Annotated in this window: 14 protein-coding genes; 6 read left to right on the forward strand and 8 right to left on the reverse strand. The window is 60.5% G+C overall.

Features of this window, described 5'->3' with window-relative positions; translation table 11 throughout:
- The first annotated feature begins 158 nt into the window (after nt 1–158).
- From ACQY7R_RS11355 to ACQY7R_RS11365, 3 genes are all read left to right on the forward strand, one after another.
- The gene (locus ACQY7R_RS11355) at nt 159–2,639 is read left to right on the forward strand and encodes a family 16 glycoside hydrolase (protein WP_428305715.1); all 2,481 of its coding nucleotides are present in this window, start codon (nt 159–161) and stop codon (nt 2,637–2,639) included.
- Between the two features lie 91 nt (nt 2,640–2,730).
- Nucleotides 2,731–2,925: a hypothetical protein gene (locus ACQY7R_RS11360; protein ID WP_428305716.1), complete on the forward strand. Its 195-nt coding sequence runs from the start codon at nt 2,731–2,733 to the stop codon at nt 2,923–2,925.
- A 55-nt stretch (nt 2,926–2,980) separates the two neighbouring features.
- Complete coding sequence (locus ACQY7R_RS11365; protein WP_428305717.1) at nt 2,981–4,072, forward strand: PfkB family carbohydrate kinase; 1,092 nt, start codon at nt 2,981–2,983, stop codon at nt 4,070–4,072.
- A 49-nt stretch (nt 4,073–4,121) separates the two neighbouring features.
- On the opposite strand, the gene ACQY7R_RS11370 is transcribed toward ACQY7R_RS11365, so the two are convergent.
- From ACQY7R_RS11370 to ACQY7R_RS11395, 6 genes are all read right to left on the reverse strand, one after another.
- Entirely contained in the window at nt 4,122–5,750 is a 1,629-nt protein-coding gene (locus tag ACQY7R_RS11370; RefSeq protein ID WP_428305718.1) for an MFS transporter, read from the reverse strand.
- A 46-nt stretch (nt 5,751–5,796) separates the two neighbouring features.
- On the reverse strand, nt 5,797–6,801 hold the full coding sequence (glsA, locus tag ACQY7R_RS11375) for a glutaminase A (protein ID WP_428305719.1): 1,005 nt from the start codon (nt 6,799–6,801) through the stop codon (nt 5,797–5,799).
- A 34-nt stretch (nt 6,802–6,835) separates the two neighbouring features.
- Entirely contained in the window at nt 6,836–8,038 is a 1,203-nt protein-coding gene (locus tag ACQY7R_RS11380) for a M20/M25/M40 family metallo-hydrolase (RefSeq protein ID WP_428305720.1), read from the reverse strand.
- Nucleotides 8,039–8,121: 83 nt separating this feature from the next.
- On the reverse strand, nt 8,122–9,738 hold the full coding sequence (locus ACQY7R_RS11385) for an AbgT family transporter (RefSeq protein WP_428305721.1): 1,617 nt from the start codon (nt 9,736–9,738) through the stop codon (nt 8,122–8,124).
- A 73-nt stretch (nt 9,739–9,811) separates the two neighbouring features.
- Nucleotides 9,812–11,629 (reverse strand): SLC13 family permease, encoded by a 1,818-nt coding sequence (locus tag ACQY7R_RS11390; RefSeq protein WP_428305722.1) that lies wholly within the window; start codon nt 11,627–11,629, stop codon nt 9,812–9,814.
- Nucleotides 11,630–11,820: 191 nt separating this feature from the next.
- Complete coding sequence (locus tag ACQY7R_RS11395) at nt 11,821–13,551, reverse strand: DcaP family trimeric outer membrane transporter (protein ID WP_428305723.1); 1,731 nt, start codon at nt 13,549–13,551, stop codon at nt 11,821–11,823.
- A 310-nt stretch (nt 13,552–13,861) separates the two neighbouring features.
- Between ACQY7R_RS11395 and ACQY7R_RS11400 the strand changes: the two genes are divergently transcribed.
- From ACQY7R_RS11400 to ACQY7R_RS11410, 3 genes are all read left to right on the forward strand, one after another.
- Nucleotides 13,862–14,632 carry a hypothetical protein gene (locus ACQY7R_RS11400; RefSeq protein ID WP_428305724.1) on the forward strand — a complete coding sequence of 257 codons (771 nt, stop codon included), beginning with the start codon at nt 13,862–13,864 and terminating at the stop codon, nt 14,630–14,632.
- Nucleotides 14,633–14,866: 234 nt separating this feature from the next.
- Entirely contained in the window at nt 14,867–16,570 is a 1,704-nt protein-coding gene (locus ACQY7R_RS11405) for an AMP-dependent synthetase/ligase (RefSeq protein ID WP_428305725.1), read from the forward strand.
- 151 nt (nt 16,571–16,721) lie between these two features.
- On the forward strand, nt 16,722–18,164 hold the full coding sequence (locus tag ACQY7R_RS11410; protein WP_428305726.1) for a PhoPQ-activated pathogenicity-related family protein: 1,443 nt from the start codon (nt 16,722–16,724) through the stop codon (nt 18,162–18,164).
- 42 nt (nt 18,165–18,206) lie between these two features.
- On the opposite strand, the gene ACQY7R_RS11415 is transcribed toward ACQY7R_RS11410, so the two are convergent.
- Nucleotides 18,207–19,550 (reverse strand): PhoPQ-activated pathogenicity-related family protein, encoded by a 1,344-nt coding sequence (locus tag ACQY7R_RS11415; protein ID WP_428305727.1) that lies wholly within the window; start codon nt 19,548–19,550, stop codon nt 18,207–18,209.
- A 52-nt stretch (nt 19,551–19,602) separates the two neighbouring features.
- Nucleotides 19,603–20,667, reverse strand: a complete 1,065-nt coding sequence (locus tag ACQY7R_RS11420; protein WP_428305728.1) for a DUF1559 domain-containing protein — start codon at nt 20,665–20,667, stop codon at nt 19,603–19,605.
- Nucleotides 20,668–20,706 lie beyond the last annotated feature (39 nt).

A 20,706-nucleotide genomic window follows, 5' to 3' on the forward strand; every position in this document is an offset into this window, starting at 1 on the left:
GCTTATTGGCGTGTCGCCCCGCAGCGCCGAAAAACTTGAGCAGGCGACGCACGGCAGCGTGACAACCACTCTCAGTCGCCTGACCAGCATTCTCCTAGTTCCAGGAGTCTGCCCGGGTGAAAATTTGAAGAGTCTCCTCACCCCTGCGAAACTCTTCAATGGCATCACGCAACAGCCTCCTCGCGATTTGCTGCGCAAGTTATCTCCTGCTGCCTCAAGGTTCGTCGCAAGCGCAACAGGCCAAAATCCACATCGACGCAGCGCAGGGAATCCATCGCCTGTCGCCATTGCTCGCCGGCGCATGCATTGAAGACGTCAACCACGAGATCTACGGCGGCCTCTACAGCCAGATGATCTTTGGCGAGAGTTTCCAGGAGCCGGCCCTCGCCTCTCCGATCGAGGGCATGGCCGCTTATGGGGGCGATTGGAAAGTCGCCGGCGAAATCCTACAAAGTCCCGCGGGGGAAGGGAATAAGATCGTCGCCGAGGACGCAGCGTTTGCCGACGGCGAAGCGAGCGTCGATGTTTGGTTCGACGACAACGCCGCGGGGAACGCCGGCCTGATCATCCGCACGTCGCAGCCGGGCATTGGGGCCGACCGCTTCTGGGGCTATGAGATCGCGCTCGATCCAGAACGGCAAGTCGTGCGACTAGGCCGCCATCGCCGCGATTTTAAGTTGCTGCAAGACGTGGCGTGCGACGTGCCGACCCAACAGTGGGTGACGCTCCGCGTCGTGGCTAAAGGCTCGCAATTGGAAATCTTTGTGAACGGCCAAAGTGTTCTTACCTTCGACGACGCCGATTCGCATGCCATCGAGAACGGGGCTGTTGGCCTGCGGCAGTTCCATCGCGCGGCACGCTACCGAAACCTGCAAGCGGGCGTCACCGGGCAGACGCGGGCAATTCCCTTCACGCCCGCGAAAGCGAACGGCCAAGCCGTGAGCCGCATGTGGCAGCCGATTCGAACTGGCGATGCACAGGCAGCGTTCGAGCTCTCGCGCGCCAACCCATTCGTCGGCGTGCAGAGCCAGCAAATCAAGTTCAGCGGCGGAACCGGCGAGGCAGGCGTCGCCAACCGCGGCCTCAATGGCTGGGGCATGCATTTCGAAGCAGGAAAGCCGTACGACGGCGAGCTGTATGTTCGCGCCGACGAGCCATGCGATCTGCACGTTGCGCTGGAAAACAGCGATGGTTCGCAGGTCCTCGCCGAGCAAGAACTACACGTCGCGGCGGACGATTGGACGAAGCTTGACTTCCAACTCATCCCCTCCGCGACCGTTCGCGATGGCCGATTCGCGCTCAAGCTCCGTCGGCCTAGTGCGGTTGCCGTAGGCTACGCGTTCCTGCAATCGGGCGGTTGGGGGCGGTTCAAAGACTTGCCAGTTCGCCGTGACGTGGCGGAACTCCTACAACGCCAGGGGATCCGGCTGCTTCGCTACGGCGGCACGATGGTCAACAACGACGAGTATCGCTGGCAGAAAATGATCGGCCCCCGCGCCACGCGGCCGCCGTACGATGGTCACTGGTACGACTACTCGACCAACAGCTGGGGGATCATCGACTTCATGAACTTCTGCGAGGCGGCCGGCTTCGAGTACGTGCCCACCTTCAGCATGGGGGAAACGCCGGAGAGCATGGCTCAGTTCGTCATGTACGCCAAGGCGCCGGCGGATAACGAGTGGGGCGCCAAGCGAGCCCGCGATGGCCACCCGAAGCCGTACCGACTGAAGTACCTGCAATTGGGCAACGAAGAGCGGGTTGATCTCGACTATGCGGCCCGCTTCAAGGAGCGTGCCGAAGCGATCTGGAAATTCGACCCGGACATTCAATTGATCGTTGGCGACTTCGTCTACGAGAATCCGATTGCTGATCCGCAACGGATTACTGGCTCCGCTTCCGGGATCACGACGCTTGATGGTCAGCAGAGCATCCTGAAGTTCGCGAAAGCGGCGGGGCATGAAGTCTGGTTCGATGTCCACGTCTGGACCGACGGACCAGATCGCCATCAAACGCTGCAAGGAATGTTTTCATTCATCGACTCGCTAGAAAATTTAGAGACTGGCGCCGACTTCAAGGTTGTTGTCTTCGAATTCAACGCGAACAACCACGATCAGCGGCGTGCAATCGGCAATGCGCTCGCGCTCCATTCGGTGGAACGCGACGGCCGCATTCCGATCGCCCTGTCGGCGAACGCTCTGCAACCCGACGGCCAGAACGACAATGGCTGGGACCAGGGACTGCTCTTTCTCAACCCCTCGCAAGTCTGGCTGCAGCCGCCGGGCTACGTCACGCAGATGTATTCGCAAGCGGCCCAGCCGCGGCTCGTCGCCTGCGAGGTCGCCGGCGTCGCGTCGCTCGATGCGAATGCGAAGCTGAGCGACGACGGCAAGTCGCTCACTTGCAGCATCGTCAATTCGGGAGCGGAAGCCGTCGCCGCGTCGCTGGTCATCGAAGGCTATCAACCCACGAGCGGACAAGTTGTCGCAACCAGTCTGGCGGGGCCGCTCGCCGAGACGAACACTGCCGAGCAGCCAGAGCGAATCACGCCACAGCGGCGGGAGTGGAAGTTTGGCGATTTGTCGAAAGGCGCGGAGTTCCGCTTGGAGCCCCGTTCTGTCACGACGATCGAGTTCAATTAGCGGTGCGCTTGTAGCGCTCGGCGCTTCCCGCTGACGCCGCTACCGGTGCGTGGCCAACAATGCCCCCCGGAGACGCCTTTGCGGCCTACGCGTGTGGCAATCCCGCTGGGAAGTCTTTGCCGAATCGCTGCAAGACGATGCAATGGCCCAAACGGCCGGTATTGAGCCTGACGATCCGCTGCTGGCCGAACTCAAATCCTACGAGATATTTCCTCAGCAAGCGGCCTGGATCGCCGCATCGACCGCCGATGCCCTGACGCGCAAATCGGAAGATTCCAAATTGTAATACTTAATGTATAGTCTACGGTTTCCCACTCATCTCCAGACAAGGAATCGCATCGGTGTCTCTCAACCTCCTCGCCCCTGATCAATGCCATTTCGATTGCGTCGCGCTCGGCGAGGTGATGCTGCGGCTCGATCCGGGCGAGGGACGCATTCGCCGCACGCGCAGCTTCGAGGCTTGGGAAGGGGGAGGGGAGTACAACGTCGCCCGCGGGCTGCGTCGTTGCTTCGGCTTGCGAACCGCTGTCGTCACCTCGCTCGTCGACAACGAAGTCGGCAGGTTGGTGGAAGATCTGATGCTGCAGGGCGGCGTCGATCTGAGCTACTTGCAATGGCAAGCCGACGACGGCATCGGGCGACGCGTTAGAAATGGCTTGAATTTCACCGAACGCGGGTTTGGCGTTCGCGGCGCGCTGGGCGTTTCTGACCGCGGGCACACTGCCGTGAGTCAACTCACCGTCGGGTCCGTCGACTGGGATTCGCTGTTCGGCCTTCGAAAGACTCGCTGGTTCCATACCGGCGGTATTTTCGCCTCGCTCTCCGACTCGACGGCTGAAGTTGCCATCGAAGCCTGCAAGAAGGCGAGCGCCAATGGCGCCATCGTCTCCTACGATCTCAACTATCGTCCGAGCCTCTGGAAAGATCGCGGCGGCATTGATCGTGCGCGCGAAGTGAACCGGCAACTTGCGCCGCTGGTCGACGTGATGATCGGCAACGAAGAAGACTTCTCCGTGGGACTCGGCATCGAGGTCGGCGGCGCTTCGGAACTACTTGAAGGCGACGGAGACTTCGCCCGGATGGTCGACGCCGCCACTGCGGAATTTCCGAACTTCAAACTTGTAGGGACGACGCTTCGCTCGGTGAAGTCAGCGACGGTGAACGATTGGTCGGCGATCTGCTGGTACGACGGGGCGATCTACCGTTCGAACAAATATCCGGCATTGGAAATCTTCGACCGCGTCGGCGGCGGCGATAGTTTTGCATCTGGCCTGATTTACGGTCTCCTGAGCGGCCAATCGCCGCAGGCTGCCGTAAATCTTGGCGCCGCTCATGGCGCCTTGGCGATGACGACCCCGGGCGACAACTCGATGGCGTCGCTTGCGGAAGTCACGAAACTTGCCGCCGGCGGTAACGCGCGCGTGGTGAGATAGCACGTGCGATCCCTCGACGCCACCCCTGCGACGCCTAACGCGCTCTGCATCAGTTGGTCGAGTTCAAATCGCCGGGACGATAGGCTGGCAGCCAACTGCATGGTACGAGCGCAAGCAGCGCAATACCCGAAAGGACGAGGAAGCCCGTCTTCAGCGCCCGCAAGCGCGACTCTGCGTTGATGCGGACCGCTTCCTCCACCTGTTCGAGCGACGCTGAAGTCGATTCGAGGCGAACCTTGAGGTTCTCGTTGCTGATAAAGTTGACGCTATCGAGATTGAGTTCCGCCGCGAGTTCGCCTTGTTTGAATTCGCTGGGAAACTTTGGATTATCCGTCAGTTTCGCATGGACCAGCGAGCCGAGAACGCCGACCAACAGAGCCCCCATCAGCGCCGTTCCGACGGCCGCGGCCAAATTTTGAGTGACGCCGCGCAACGAGCCGACGTCGCCGGCGAGTTCCTTCGGAGCGGCCGTGACGAGCACATTAAAGAGCAGCGTTACCAACGCGCCTTGGCCGAGTCCAACCGTAACCAACCCGACGATGACGGGCAGAACGCTCCAATCGTTCTTTGCGACGAACGCAAGCCAAATGGTCCCGACGACCACTAGCCCGAATGCCAGACGCGCGATTGTTCGCGGCGAAAAGCGATTGTAGAGCCGCACGATCAGAATCGCCGTGAAAAAGACGGTCAGCATAAAGGGCATCATGGCAATCGAAGTCGCCATACTGCTACGTCCCTGCACGATCTGGATGTAGAGCGGCACGGAAAAGTTAATCGCCGCCTCGACGCCAACGATGGCGAACAGCGCAATCACCGTCGCCCATTCTCGCGGCGAATCAACCACTTGAAGCGCCAGCAGCGGCGTCTGAGCGCGAGCGACGCGGCGGTGCGTCCAGACGAAAAATGCTGTGCCGATGACAATGCCCACAATGATCAGGATCGGGGCAGGGGAGACTCCCAGCAGATCAGTCGGCGCCGCCGGCCTCGCGAGTAGCAATCCCCAGTTGCGGACGTTGTTGAAGCCAAACGTGATGAAAATAATTGCGGTCGCGGCAAGGATGACGCCTACGACGTCGATCTTCACCTTAAGATTCGGGGCTGAGTCCTTCAGCTTTCGGCTGAGTACCAAGATCGCGACGCTGTGTACGATCAGCAATGCGAATGCCAGCCGCCAGTTAATCATGGCGACGAAACCAACGATCACGAACGCCAGCACGCCGGCGATCGCACGGGCCGAACCAAGCCAGCCGACGGCCTCGGCCTGCTGCTTGCCGCGATAGTGATTGGCAATTAACACGACGAGCGTCGGCACTAATCCTGCAGCGCCCATGCCGGCGAGAGCCTGAGCGGCGAGCATGATTTGCGTCGTAGGGCTAACGACCATCAGAAGCATGGCCACGGCCAACATGCCGACGGCGATCTGGAAGAATAGCTTGGCGCCGAATCGTTGGCTCAGCTTGGCGCCCAGCAGAATGAATCCGGAAACGCCGAGCGAATAGAGAACGATCGCCGTGCCGACGGTGGTCGGTTGCGTGTCGAAGCTCGCCACCATCCCGCTCATGGATACGGGCAGAGCGGCCACGTTGAACGACATGAGCATCTGGCCCATGGCGATGACGAGCATCGGCAGCCACGAGTCGCGGGCATCGTTATCGTCGAGCGGAGCGGTGACAGACATAGAAGCGACTCCGGAGAACGATGGTTTTGAAGCGGCCAGCGAAGCACTAGACCTCGGGCCGCGATACAAACAAGTCTAGTCCAAGACTTTGCGACAGGTATTTGGCGACAAGTTGTCCTTTGACGCTGTTGCCGGCAGCGTCGAGCGGCGGGGCGAACGTCCCTAGTCCTCCTTTTCCAGGAGAGACGGTGACGATACCGCCACCGATGCCGCTTTTGCCCGGCAACCCGATCTCGTAGAGCCAGTCGCCGGATGTTTCGTACAACCCGGCGGTCGCCATCACGGCCAGGGCGTAGTGGCAGACTTCTGGGTCGACGACGCGCTCTTTAGTGATCGGATTCACGCCTCCGTCGGCAAGCGTGGCGCCCATAACGGCCAGGTCCTTCGCCGACACGTTGAGCGAACATTGCTTCGTGTACAGATCAGTCGCAGTCGCCGGATCCATGTAAATGCGGCTGAAGCTCTGCAGCAGTCGCGAAAGCGCCTGATTGCGAAAGTTCGTCTCCGTCGCCGAAGCGTAGACTTCGTCGTTGAGCGGCAACTCGCGGCCGGCGAATCGCGAGAGCCCTTTGTGAATGAAGTGCCATTGCTCGGCAATCGACTCACCCGGCACGAGGCTCGTCGTCGCAATCGCTCCGGCATTGACCATCGGATTCGTACGGCCGTCATCTCCCCCCTCGACCGCCGCCAGCGAATTGAATGCTCGCCCCGTCGCATTGACGCCGATCTTCTCGCGCACGGCTTGGGGGCCCAACACTTGGCAGACGAGCGCGAAAATGAACGGTTTCGAAACGCTCATGATCGTAAACTCGTAGTCCGCATCGCCGATGGAGATCACCTCGCCGTTTGCGCCAACGACGCAGATGCCGAACAGTTCGCTCGGCACGCGGGCCAGGGCGGGGTAGACCTGCGAATTCTTCCCTTCGCCATTGGTGCGGTAGCGATCGTACGCTTTCGTTACTAGTTCGACGACGCGATCGCGCGGCGGAAGTTTGCCGGTTGAGACGAACGACTCGAAAGCCTCAATCTGCTTGGAAACAGCTGGCGGCATGCGTTTACTCCTGAATGTCGATCAAGTCGTGAGATCAGGCGTTGAGGGTCGCCAACGCGATGGCCAAGCGGCACCCCTGCGCGAACTCCGGCAGATCGACGTACTCTTTCACCGTGTGAATTTCGTACTGCCCGGCGCCGAACGTGACCGTGGGCATGTCGTGATTCACTAACCAATTCGCATCGAGGCCGCCGTTCGAGAATTTTGTGTTCGGCGTTAAACCGAGCGACTCAACGGCACGCTTGGCTCGAGCGACTGCCGCGGAATCTTCAGCGAGCTTGAACGAGGGATACGACGGTTTGTTGACGAACTTCACTTCGGCCGACTCGCCGTCAACGTCAGTCACTTCTTGCCGCGCCGTCTCGAACGCCGCACGATAGGCCGCGGTGATCGACGCGGCAAAGCTCGCCTCGGGGCTACGGGCTTCGCCGATCATCTTGACGTAGTCAGTGACGACGTTCGTGGCGTCGCCAGCCGGTTGCCCTGGCTTGCCGCCGAAGATGCCGATGTTGCTAGTGCCGTAGCCATCGGGCTTGGCCACTTTGCCGAACCAACCGCCCCGTTTCGCTTCGGTAAGTGCGATAGCGCCGACGAGAGTCGCCGAGATTCCTTTTTCCGGCGCGACGCCGGCATGGGCCGCCTTACCAATAATCTCAGCTTGCCAGTTCTCCTGAGCCACGGCGCCGATAATCAGGTCAGACGCCAGCTTGCCGTCGAAGTTGAAGCACATCACCGAGCCGCCTAGTTCAACGGGATCGAGTTCGCGGGCACCGTGAAGGCCGCTTTCTTCGCGAACGGTAAAGAGCAGCGTAAGCGGCGGATGCGGGATGTTGTGCTTTAGCAGCGTCTCGACCAACGTCACCAGTACCGCGCAGCCCGTGCGATTGTCGCCGCCGAGCGCGGTCGAACCATCCGTGCGAATCCGATCGCCTTCGCGGATCGGCTTGGCGCCGGCACACAGCGGCACCGTGTCGAGGTGAGTCGAGAAGGCAATTCGCTCGCCAGCGATCGTGCCCGGCAAGGTAACGAGAAGATTTCCGGTTTCGGTCGGCAACGGAATGCGTTGGTTCGCATCATCGAACTTGATGGCCGAGGCTGGCACGCCGAGCGATTTCAGGTCGTCGATGATCGCTGACGCAATCGCCGCTTCATGACCGGTAACGCCCTCAACGGCCAGGTACCGCATGAGCCTCGCTTCGGCAGCAGCGACGTCGAGAAATGAAACGTGAGTGCTCATCGCAAGTTGTTCCTATCGTGTGAGAGCCTTTGCTCCGCTAATTTACTTCAACAATCGCCGGCGACGCTTCTCAATGCGCCGCCCTAGAGCCCCCATGGCAAGCCGAGCAAGTACCAGCCGACAAACAGCGTCGTCCAGACAATGAAGAGCCAGCCGACATAAGGCAGCATCAGCGAAACGACGGTACCGACGCCGGCTTGCTTATCGTACTTCTGGGCGAAGCCAACGACCAACGCAAAGTACGCATTGAGTGGAGTAATTGCGTTCATGGGCGAATCGCCAATTCGATACGCCGCGAGCACGGCTTCTGGATCAACCCCCAATCGCACCAGCAGCGGCACGAAGATCGGCGCAAAGATGGCCCACTTAGCGATCGCGCCGGTGATCAACAGGTCGATGATCGCCACGACGACGATGAAACCGATGAGCAGCGGCAGCGGCCCGATGTTCGACGCTTTGAGCATGTCGGACAGCTTGAGGGCCATGATGGTCCCCATGTTGGTGTAATTGAAGTACGCGACAAACTGGCTGATGATCAGCAGCAAGAAGATGAGGCCGCCGAGGCCGGAGATAGCCTTCTCGATCGCTTTGATCACCCCCGTGAGGCTAGTGATCGTGCGCGCCCCGACGCCGAATGCGGTCCCCGTCACGAGGAACGCCGCCATGATTAGAGCGATCAAGCCGTTCATAAACGGCGAGTTGCCGATGAGCTCGCCAGTGTCAGGGTTTCGCAAGGGCGCTCCGGCTGGCAACGTCAGCAGCGCGAAGATCGCGAGCAACGCGACCATGCCGACGGCGGCGTACCGCAGCCCGCGCGACTCGTCTGCGGAAAGGGTTGCACCTCCCTCTTCCGGCTTTTCGCCCTCGTAGACGCCGAGCCGCGGCTCGATCATCCGTTCGGTGACGAAGCCAATGAGGAACGTCAGCACAACGACCGAGGCGATCGAGAACCAGAGATTCGCCGTGAGCCCAATCGACTTGCCGGGATCGACCATCGCGACGGCATCGTTCGTGAACTCGACCAGCACCGCGTCGAGCGGTTTGATCAGCATATTGACCGTAAACGCGCCGGCCACGGCGGCGAAGCCGAGCGCCAAACCGGCAAGCGGGTGGCGCCCCAGACTAAGGAAGGCGGCGCCACCTAACGGAATCAGCACTAGGTAGCCTGCATCTGCGCCAATGCTCGAGACAATCCCCACGAACGCCAGGATGTAAGTCAGTGCTCCGCGCGGCGAGACGATCACCAACTTACGAATAAGCGCTTTGACGAGGCCTGATTCTTCCGCGACGCCGGCCCCGACCATCGCGACGATCATCAGCCCAACTGCCGTGAAGCCCATGAAGTTAGGAATGAGCGATGCGTAAATGAACCGGACGCCCTCTCTGGTCAGCAGACTCCGCGCGGCCACCTCGCGTCGCTCGATCTTGTAGTCCTTCGCATCGATCGCGCGATATTCTACGGTTAAGCCGCCATCGTCAAGGAGTTTCGCGGCGTCCGATTGAGCCTCTGCGATCTTCGGCACGATGGCTTCGTACGACACGCTCGTCCCGGTGACGAACATCACATGCGACAGGCCGATGACGATCGCAATCAGGATGAGAAAAATGACCGCGGGATGAGGAACCCGATTTCCCACGCGTTCGACGACGTCGAGAACCTTCTGCATACGCGTCTTCGAAGCTGCGGAAGATTCGTTCATTTGGTACGCCTGCCGAGAAGTGGATTAGGTGTCGATGGCCGCCCCGCCAGATCGTCGCGAAGACGCTCGCAGGTCACGGCGGCAGCAGCCAAGGGACCAACGCGACGCTAAGCGCCATCACGATGATGCTGAACGGCACGCCAACCCGAACGAAATCGCCGAACGTGTAGCGCCCCGGCGTCACGACCAACGTGTTGACCGGCGACGATACGGGAGTCATGAACGCAGTTGAGGCGGCGAGCGCGACGATCATTGCGAATGGTTGAGCGGAAAGCCCCAATTCCTCAGCGATCGTGATCGCCACCGGCGCCATGAGTACCGCCGTCGCGGTGTTCGAGATGAACATCCCCAAGAGAGCCGTGATGGCGAACAACGCCGCCAGCACCACGCGAATTCCGGAACCGCCCACCGCATCCATCAAGAGATCAGCCGCCAGCCGTACGCCCCCGGTCCGTTCCAATGCGATCGAGAACGGCAACATCCCGACGATCAACACAATAGTCTTCCAATCGATCGAGCGGTAGGCGCTGTTGAGATTCACGCAGCCGAGCGCGCCCATCAACAGTGCGCCAAGGAGCGCGGCTTGCACGTTGGGAATAACACCGCTAATCATGAGTCCAACGGCAATCACCAGACAGGCGACTGCTTGAATCGCCTTACCTTGTACGGGCAACACCTCGTCAAGCTCCGCAGGAAGATTGAAGGCGACTAGCTTGGACGTCGCCTGATGCAAGTTGCCGATTGCTTTCCACGGTCCGATGACGAGCAGCGTATCGCCGACTTTCAGATTCTCGTGCCGCAAAACGCCCTCGAACGCCTCCGCACTTCGACGCAAGCCAATCACGTTGAGTCGGAATCGTTCGCGGAATGACGCCTCCGCGAGCGATTTGCCAACCAGCGGCGATGTGGCGGGGACGATCACCTCCGCCATCCCAATTTGCTGGGACATGTCCGAGAAGTACGCTCCGGTGAGCGGAAGCTCATCAAGTCCGAAACGCCGGCGCAGCTCTGCCACGTCGTGTTCGGGAGCGAAGAGATCGACCAACAGGACGTCGCCGACCTGCAGCGTCGTCGATCCCTCGGGCTGGATCAGCGTTCCCGTCCGTTCGATCGCGACGAGATTCGCGCCGGAAACGTCGCGCAACCGCGCCTCGGCCACCGTTTCACCGGCCAGCGACGACCCTGGCCGCACGCGGACGCGATGCTCGCGGTCGGCGAGTTTGTACTGCTCGATCCAGTCGGCCATCCGCGGCCGCCCAAGGCTCGTTGAATCAGCGTCCGCCTCTGAGGAGAGCCACCGGCTGGCGAACTTCATGTAGAGAATGGCCAGCACCAGCACCGGAACGCCGAAGGGCGTGAAGCTGAAGAACTGGAATCCTGTCTCTCCCATGCGGATCAGTTCGCTGTTGACGACCAGATTCGGCGCCGTGGCGATCAGGGTCATCATCCCGCTGATCAGCGCGGCCACGCTGAGCGGCATCATCAAGCGGCTCGGCGAAATCTGCATGCTCTGCGCGATGCGAAGGACCACCGGAATGAAGATCGCCGTTACTGCGGTGGAACTCATCGTTGATCCCAACCCGCAAACCACGACCATCAGCAGCACGAGTAAACGAGTTTCGCTCCCTCCCGACTTTGCCGCGAGCCAGTCGCCAAGTCGTCGCGCCACCCCGGTTCGCACCAACCCGTCGCCGAGAACGAACAGCACGGCGATAAGGACGATGTTTGGGTCGGCAAAGCCAGCGAGCGTCTCGCCGACGGTCACCACGCGAGTGAACGGCAACAGAGCCAGCATGATCAGCGCGACGGCGTCCATGCGGGGACGATTGATCGCGAACATCACGATCGCCGCCACAAGCAGGGCGACGACAACAATCAGCTGCGTATTCATCGATTGCCTCCCAGACAGCGATGCGCGACGCCGCGATCGACGTCAATTCCAAAGTGAGGCATCATCGAAATCAGTCAAACCGGCGAGGGCCGCGCTGAGCGCACAATCACCACGCCAGACGTGGTCAATATAACAGGTTTTGCGGGCAGCTCCACCTCGACGGCAGCCACGAGCCCCGCCCCGAGCAGCGTTTAGAAATTGTATTGAAACAACGTCTGGATGCGATTGGCGTCGGCACTCTGCCCGTTTAAGTCTTCTCGAACGCCATGCAGGAACTCGACGGCAATCGACATGTTGCGCACGGGAATCCACCACAAGCTCGTGGCGATGTAGCGAGCCCCTGCGTAAGTCGTTCCCGCTTGCCCTGCAGTGTTGTCGACGCTCACTTCAGAGTAGGTGAAGTTGCTCAGCCACTGCTCGTTATACCAGTGCTCGTAACTGGCTGCCCAACCGACTGCAAACGGTAAATCGAACGCGCCGGTTATGGGATCGACCTGCCCGTCGAGTCCGAGTCCAGCGGTGTCTTGAATGTAACGAGCAATGCCGTGCCCCGCGGTGTACTGGGCGAGGATCCGCGAACGCTCGAGGCCGGTCGGGTTGGCTTTGTGAGTCGCATCACTGCCGATCAACGCCGCCCATGGATGGAAGACCGTGGAGGCGCTGCCGCCCCAGCCGCCGCGACGCGTGAGGTCGCCCGCGTTCGATTCATAACCGATCGCTCGCCCGAGGCCTGAGAGTTGCACGTGGCCGAGATCGCCTTCGTAGCGGAAGTGGCTCGCTAGGTCAGGCGTGTCCTGCACGTTTGTGCCGAGGCCGTTCGTGGTGATGTCGGAAAATGGCTGCTCGACGCCAGCGGCCCAGTACAGCTTGTCAGCAATCGGCAACGTGACACGCGCGCCGGGCCGCCGCTGATTCGTCAAGCCGCGCGGTCCGGCAAAGTCAGCCGTGCTCGGCCAAGAGTTGCCATCCATGAAGACCGTGTTCTGTTGGCCTAAACGGAAGTAGCCGAAGTCAACAAACGCAAATCGCAAACGAAAAGGATTGCCGCCTGCGCCGGCAGCCTGCGCGGTCCCATTGAAGAAATCGCCTTCGATGAACGTATGGACGTTCCACTCTTTGAAAGCAGTCGGCGTCCAGGTTTCGACGGCGATACGACTGTACCGCGCGCTCATGTTGAAGTTCTGCCCCGAATCCTGCGGAACAGGAATCGTATTCGTCACAAAATCGTCGCGACTGCCGATGGGGTCGAAGTCGAACATGCCGCCAAGACGAACGAAACCACGCAGTCGAAACGAGGTGCTTGCGCCAGGCACGAGGAACGAGCCGGGCATCATTCCGCGGACGACGCCTGGCGTTGGTCCCGTTACCGACGGAGGCAGTGGCGGAGCCAGCGGCGTAAACTCGGGAGCACCTGGCGCGTCCTGAAACTCGCGCGCTTCGTAGCCAGGCGGGGCATAATCTGCCAGAGGCCGCGCCCCGATGCCGCTGGTGTTGTAGTACGAAGGGTTGTAGTAGTACGCAGGCAGTTGACGGGCTGAGGAGAGGTAATCGGCGAAGAACTCGCCCAGCCCCATTTCCCGCTCCACCGTCTCGGGATCGTCGCTCAACTGCGGATAAATACTATCGCGTGGCGCCAGCGCTTCGTTGTTGGCAAACGATTCGAGCGAATACTCGCTCGACGGAGTAGAGTTGGCGATCTCCTGCGTCGGGAAACCGTTCGGGAATACCAGCGATGCAGGTGCTTCAGTGCCTGGCACGAGTTCCTCGACGGCCGGAAGCGGTTGAGGCGGCGGAAGTTCCTGCAGCGCGAGCGAAGATTGGGCGAATGCGAGTTGCTCCGTCCCCCAACTCAACGACGCCGCCCAGGCCAGCACTGCTAGCTTCAGTAGGCGTGCAACGCTCGTTGTTGTTAGTGGGAGCACGAGAAAATAGAGTGACTGCAACCCGCAGTGAATGAGGCTGACAAGTTAGGGCATAGGCACGTAAAGATGACTCGAGCGATAGGTGCGCAACGCTCCACTCAACGTTATCGGAAAGGTTTAACACCGGGATGAGAAGTACTACTGTCTGCGCATGGTTTGCCAGTGGAACGGCCTAGCGCGGTCAGCTAGCAATCGCGGGGGATGCGGAAGATACGCAACCCGGCAGTTCAACGTTGTCGACACCACCCATACGGCACGCCTCGGCAAGACGCCGATCGCTGCGCCCACTCACCTGCAAGGAGTCGCCCTCGTGTGGCTTCGCATTTGGTTCGCACACCTGCTCCTGGCTGCCGGCTTCGCGCCGGTGGGCGGAACGACGGCGTCGGGCGCAGAGGCTGGTAGCCCGGCCTATCGAATTGTCGTGCGTTCGCGCGAGAGCCAAGCAACTCCCGTTAAGTCGAAAACATCGCAAACTGGCGGCGGTTCGATCGTCATCGACCAACCCTCGGCCGATACCGTCGTCATCCATATGGGCGGCTCCGCGGCGGCTGGCTCAACGTTTCATTGCTCAACAGCTGCCATCAACTTCGCACTTAACCAAGAGCTTGAGATCACCCCCACGCGCGAGGGTTTACGGCCGCCTCGCATTGGCATGATGGGGAGATTGATCGGCACGCTCACCGTCACGAACGCCGAGAAGTGGCAGCACGCCCAAGGGAGAGCCAACCAAGGCCCCGCCTCCGCGACGTTGTGGTCGGGCGAAAATGCGCTGCTCTCCGTCGACGTGCCGGCGTCGGGCGTGGCCTGCGGGCAGAAGCTGGCAATCAACAACCAGTGCGGTCCTTGCGAAGCCGCGGCGGCGGCAGGTTGCTATCGACTAACTGCCAACTTCGACGTCTCGGCGAACCAAGGCAAGGGGGTATGGCACCGGCAGTATGCGGTCGCCGATTTTGATCCCGCTCCACAGCTTGATCCGTTCTGGGCAGACGGGCTGAAAACATTCCGAGCGGTTCCGCGAGAAGAGTTTGGATTCACGCTCGTTGTGCGCGTCGTCGAAGACGCAGCCGCGACCGTGCGCTAAACACCGGGCCGCAGCGGCATCGAGCGAAAGCCGCTCCATTTATCTCGCTCCTAAACGCTTGGCTGAGCAACGACGCCATCTCCAGACGTCACCCAGATGTCGCTGAAATTGCGTCAACAGGCTGCAAATTTCCCGCTTCGTGTTACACTGAGACCGCCTTCGCTCAACCCCGCTGGCGACGACTCTTCTGCTTCTCTTTTCAATTTGGCTGGCAGCGAGCTTCAGGAGACCTGCATGGCGACGCTCTTATCGGCTCCCGTGACCGAACGGCCGTTAGCGGCCGCGCTGCTTGATCACCTCGACACGACGCCGGACGTGACGGCGATTCTGCTGCCCGGCGCGGGCGATGTTCGCGAGATCAGCTGGCAACAACTTGGCGACGACGTCGCGCGGATGTGCGTCCTGCTGCAGCAGCGCGGGATCGGCGTGGGCGATCGGCTCATTCTGTGGGGTGACAATCGCTATGAGTGGATTGTCATCGACTTGGCGATGCAACTTGTCGGCGCGATCAACATCCCGCTGCATGGGTCGTTGCCGGCTCCGGCGGCTGCGGCGCAGATCGCGCACGCCGAACCGCGGCTGGCGTTGATCGCGACGGCGACGCTTGCCGGCGAACTGGAAAAGCATTCGCCGGGGCTTGTCGCTCATGATTCCATTGAACTGATCGATGCAGCCGATGGCGCGCCGGCGCTGCTCGATCGCTTGCAACAGTTCTCGGTTGATGATGGCCGGCAACTCATCGAGAGCCGGCTGGCGATCTTCGACCCCGCCACCGTCGCCACGATTCTCTATTCGTCGGGGACGAGCGGCGAGCCAAAGGCGGTCGCGCTGACGCACGCCAACCTCAGTTCCAACGCGTACGCCGTTATCGTCGGGCTGACGGAGCCTCGAACCGAACGGCGGATGAACTTTCTGCCGTTCAGCCACATCTATGCGCGGACGTGCGATCTCTACGCTTGGCTCATCGGCGGGTCGCAGATTGTCCTGGCGGCGAGTCGCGACTCGGTCATCGCCGATTGTGCGCGGACGCAACCGACGCTGATCAACGGCGTGCCGTACTTCTACCAACGCGTGGGGCAGAAGGTCGCCGCTGCCGAAGAGAGCGGAGCGGCCGTGACGCTGCGGCAACTGTTCGGCGGCAATTTGCGGGCCTGCATTTGCGGCGGGGCGGCGCTGCCGGTCGCGACGTTCGACTTTTACCACGAGCGCGGCTTGCTGCTGTTGCCGGGCTACGGACTCACCGAGTCTTCGCCGGTGATCTCGATGTCGTCGCCCGAAGAATATCGCCGCGGCAGCGTCGGCCGCGCAATCCCGGGCGTTGACGTTCGCATCGCGGACGACGGCGAACTGCTCACTCGCGGGCCACATGTGATGCTGGAGTATTGGAAAGATCCGGAACTGACTCGGCAGACGATTCGTGATGGCTGGCTCTACACCGGCGATCTCGGCGCCATCGACGCAGACGGATTTATTTCGATCACAGGCCGGAAGAAAGAGTTGATCGCCCTCTCAACCGGTAAGAAAGTCGTACCGCCGCATGTCGAAGGAGTGCTGGGACGCGAGCCGCTGATTTTTCAGGCGATGGTCGTCGGCGACAATCAGCCTTATTTGGCAGCCGTGATCGTCCCTGATTTCGATTTGCTTGCGCAGTGGGCGGCCGCGCACGGCGTCGGCGTCTCGTCGCCGGCGGAGATGATCGAAGAGCCGGTGATCGTCGCCCTCTACTGCGACCTAGTGCGCAAGCAACTTGAAGGATTACCACCGCACGAGCGGGTGAAACGGTTTCGCTTGCTGTACGAACCGTTCACCGTCGCCGAAGGACTGATCACGCCCAAACTGAGTTTGCGCCGCGAGATGATTTTACGGAAGCATCAGCCGGCCGTCGCCGCGCTCTATGCTGGCGGAGGCGTTGCGGTAGAGTACTGCGACCGGCACTGACGGTAAAAGCCACCGGCTCGGCCGGTGGACGAAGTGCGAATTTACGTCGCTCTCGCTGCGTCCACCGGCGGAGCCGGCGGCTTTCATCACTTCGGGTTTAATTCATTATCTGAGCTATTCCGCGAATTAGCGTTCACTTCGGAGCCTCTCGATGCGTTTCAAGTTGACGTGCCTGCTCGCCTGCGTTGCTCTGTCCTTCTGCCTCCAGCCGTTTTGTGCAGCAAAGGAGGCCCCGCCAGCCGCGACGGCTGCCGCAACATCGCCACTGATTGAATACGTTCAGCAGGCCGATCCCAACTTTAAGTGGGAAGTCGCGAAGAAAATCGAGGGAAATCCGAGCGAAACGACGGTCATTAAGCTGACCTCGCAGGGCTGGCGCAGCCCTGATGAAGTCGACCGAACGGTTTGGGAGCATTACCTCGTCGTCGTGAAGCCGGCAAAACTCACGACGAACAAAGCGTTTCTCATCGTGGCCGGCGGCGGCAACGATCGGCCGGCGCCCGACGACGCCAACATGGCGGTGCGGATGATCGCCGAAGCGACCGGTAGCATCGTCGCGGAGTTGAAAATGGTGCCGAACCAGCCGCTCATCTTTCACGGCGACGGCACGCCGCGGAAGGAAGACGATCTGATCGGCTACGGCTGGGCCCAGTTCCTCGAAACGGGCGACGCGAAGTGGCTGCCGCGGCTGCCAATGGTGAAGAGCGTCGCCGCCGCGATGGATTGCTTGCAGGAGTGGTCGAAAGGGGAGGGTGCGCCGATTGAAAAGTTCGTCGTCGCCGGCGCGTCGAAGCGAGGTTGGACGACTTGGATGATTGGCGCCGTCGATCCGCGCGTCGAAGCGATCGTGCCGATCGTCATCGACGTCGTGAACTGCGAGCAGACGATGCGGCACCACGCCGCGGTCTACGGCTTTTGGGCCACGTCGGTCGGCAACTATTATCAGCACAAGATCCTGCAACGCTCGACGCATCCGCGGATGCACGAGCTCTACACGATCGAAGACCCCTACTTCTATCTCGACCGGCTGACGATGCCGAAGTACATCGTCAACGCCAGCGGCGATCAGTTCTTCTGCCCCGATTCGTCGCAGTTCTACTTCGACGACCTCAAGGGGGAGAAGCATTTGCGGTACGTGCCGAACGCCGATCACTCGGTCGACGGCAGCATCGACGCGGTCACGAGCATCGTGGCGTTCTACCAAATGTTGCTCGCCGATCGTCCGCGCCCGGAAACCAAGTGGACGTTTGAAGCCGGCGGCAACATTCGCGTCACCACCGACCAGAAGCCGCGGGCCGTGAAGCTGTGGCAGGCGGTCAATCCCGACGCCCGCGACTTCCGCGTCGAGACGATCGGCAAGGCGTACCAAAGCACCGACCTTCAGCCCCAGACCGACGGGTCGTACGTGGCGAAGATTGCCACGCCGAAGAAGGGGTGGATCGCGTCGTTTGTGGAGCTGGAGTACGACTCAGGAGGCTCGTTCCCGTTCAAAGTAACGACGAGCGTGCGCGTCCTGCCGGAGACCCGACCGTTCGAAGGGATTAACCTCGACGACGTTCCTTACGAACCGATACTGCAAAAAGGCGGCAAGTAAAGCGTCTCACTACTTGCGACGCGGGCTCTCCGTAACGCCTAGTTACTCGCGGCGGAGCGTCGTTGAGAGGTTGTAGGGGAGGGCGCCCTGCTTGTAAGTCGCTTCGCCGAAGAGGGCGATGTGCCCCTTCTCCGGGCGCTCCACGACGCCGACATACTCCTTACCATCGTCGGCTGTCAGTTCGGTCGCTTCCCACTTGGCGTTGCGGAAGTCTTTCGTATCGGAGCGGGCGACCCACAACCGCACCGATTCCGGCTCAGGCGCTGAACTAATCTTCAGCCGCAGTTCGCCGTCGTCGCCAGCGTGCTCCCACTTGAGTTGCGGTAGCGGCTCGCCTTCGGCCACATGCTGCGCGAACGCCGCCAGCGTCATCAACGCCGCCTCGCGGCCGCCATCGAGGCCATGCCCCGCGTTCGGCACGTAACGAATATGCTTCTCGCCGATGAGGCCGTCCCAGTACTGGTTGAGGGCGTCGACCGTCCAGTAGGGATCGTTCGTGGCGTTGATCAGCAGTTTCGGGAGCTTCAATTCACTTCGATACGTATAGGGATCGACCCATTGCCAAAGCGGGATATCGGGACGGTTCTGCATAACGTCCACGAGCCCCTTGCTCGTGTAGTCGGCGATCTGATCGCTGTACTCGCCCCATGTTTCGAGCTGATACTTCATCTGCGCGGGAAGATTAAGCGTGTCGATGACGATCGGCGCAACGCCGGCGACGCGATCATCGGCCGCGGCGGTGAGCCAGCTCGTCCAGCCTCGTTTCGAACCGCCAGTGACGACGAACTGTTCCACGTCGACGTCATATTGCTTCTTGCCGAAATCTTGAATCGCCGTCATTGCCGCCGTCGCGCTCTTCACCATCGGGAAGAGCAGGGGCCAAGTGGGGTCGCGGCTGTCGACGTAGCGGAGGAATGTTTCCGAGATGAGATCGTCTTCGACCTTGTCGCCGAGCAGCGGCTGGTTCGGCACCTGGTGGAGATAGGCGACCGGCATCGCCGCCGCTTTTGCGAGGCTGGCCCCCAGTTTCATGTCTTCCATGCTCGGCGTGCCGCCAATCCGGCCGCCGGTGATGAAGAGGAGCACCATCTGCTTATGCTGCACGTTGTCTGGGACATAGATGTAGAGGGCGTGCTTCCAGGGGATCTCGTGCCACGTTTGGGAGGTAAGCTCCAGTTTGTGGACGGTGGAGCCGTCGACTTTCTCGGAGCCGACGACCTTGTAGCCATAGCTATCGTCGGGGGCGGCGACATAGTCCTTGAGCGCCGTGGGGATCGCTTCGGTCGCGGCAGGTTGATCCGCAACGGCGACCTCCTTCGCGCTGCAAAAATCGGACGATAGAAAAGTCACCGCGACAACGAACGCCAACAGCCAACAAAAACGCATTTGGACACTCTTTCGAAGTAGTATATCGCGCACCAACACCGTCACTTGCCAATCACTCGGAAGCAACTTCGTCTCCAGAGATTGTTGACCGAGCACGATATGCGGTCATGTCGATATCTTCATTGATCAATCTTGCCGAGGCATCAGCCATCAAGAAAATACACCCACCCGGGTGATCACTACGGAAATTGCTGGCTGAATGGGCACCGCCTTCGAAACTTGGCTTGCAATAGTGACTCGAATTCGATGTCATTTGAAATGCATCTGTGAAGTACTGGTTAACATCCACAAATGTGTCTGTCACGGGATATTTATTGATGCGCTCGACTGTACTTCCGTAAGTGCTGGCTCTAGCGCCTAGCTTGGAGAAATGTTCGGCACTGTTCGGCTCTCCAATTATCCATCCGGTAACTGCTGTCGGAATTTGGCCATCTGGCATCGGAGCGAGACTTGCCTCCGTGCAATTGGCTCCATGACAAACCTTCCAGCGTTCGTCGCCACTCGCTTCCCCCATCGCGATCGTATTGCTGGTCCCGTCAGTAATCTGGCGGATAGAGGCTCCCCAACCCACATTGAAAATTCCCTGTTGGCTAGCAGGAATAGTACCCGGCTTACCTCCATTCTGGAGACAAAAGGCATCGGTGTAGCCCATGCAAAATGCATATTCGCCAACGCCTAGCACTGTTCTATGTATCACTGGTTCGAACAGAGGATCGGTAATGGGGTTCGGCGATCCCGAAGAGGGGCACTTGAAAGCACTTATGTTGGCAGCAAGCGTTTCGGGAGTTTGCTTCTCCCACTGCAGTTTCTGATCGTAGAGTTGATGTAGGGACGCCTGCTCAAAATACGGCAAGAGCTCGCAGTTCGCATTGGCGTAGAAGTTGATCAGTCCGCCGGTCATCTTCGACCCTTGAGGGAACGCATTCTTCGCCGAGTGATAGTTTTGAAGCCCCAGTCCATATTGCTTCAAATTATTGATGCATTGCGATCTGCGTCCCGCCTCACGCGCCGCCTGAACGGCCGGCAACAATAGCGCCACCAGCACTCCAATGATGGCGATCACGACCAACAATTCAACGAGGGTAAAGCCGCGCCTTCTCTTCCGTTCGGCAGCCATTTCATTCTCCAAGCGGTGCAGGCGACCGTTGGGAACGGT

The organism is Lacipirellula sp. (assembly GCF_965279485.1).
Taxonomy (GTDB): domain Bacteria; phylum Planctomycetota; class Planctomycetia; order Pirellulales; family Lacipirellulaceae; genus Lacipirellula.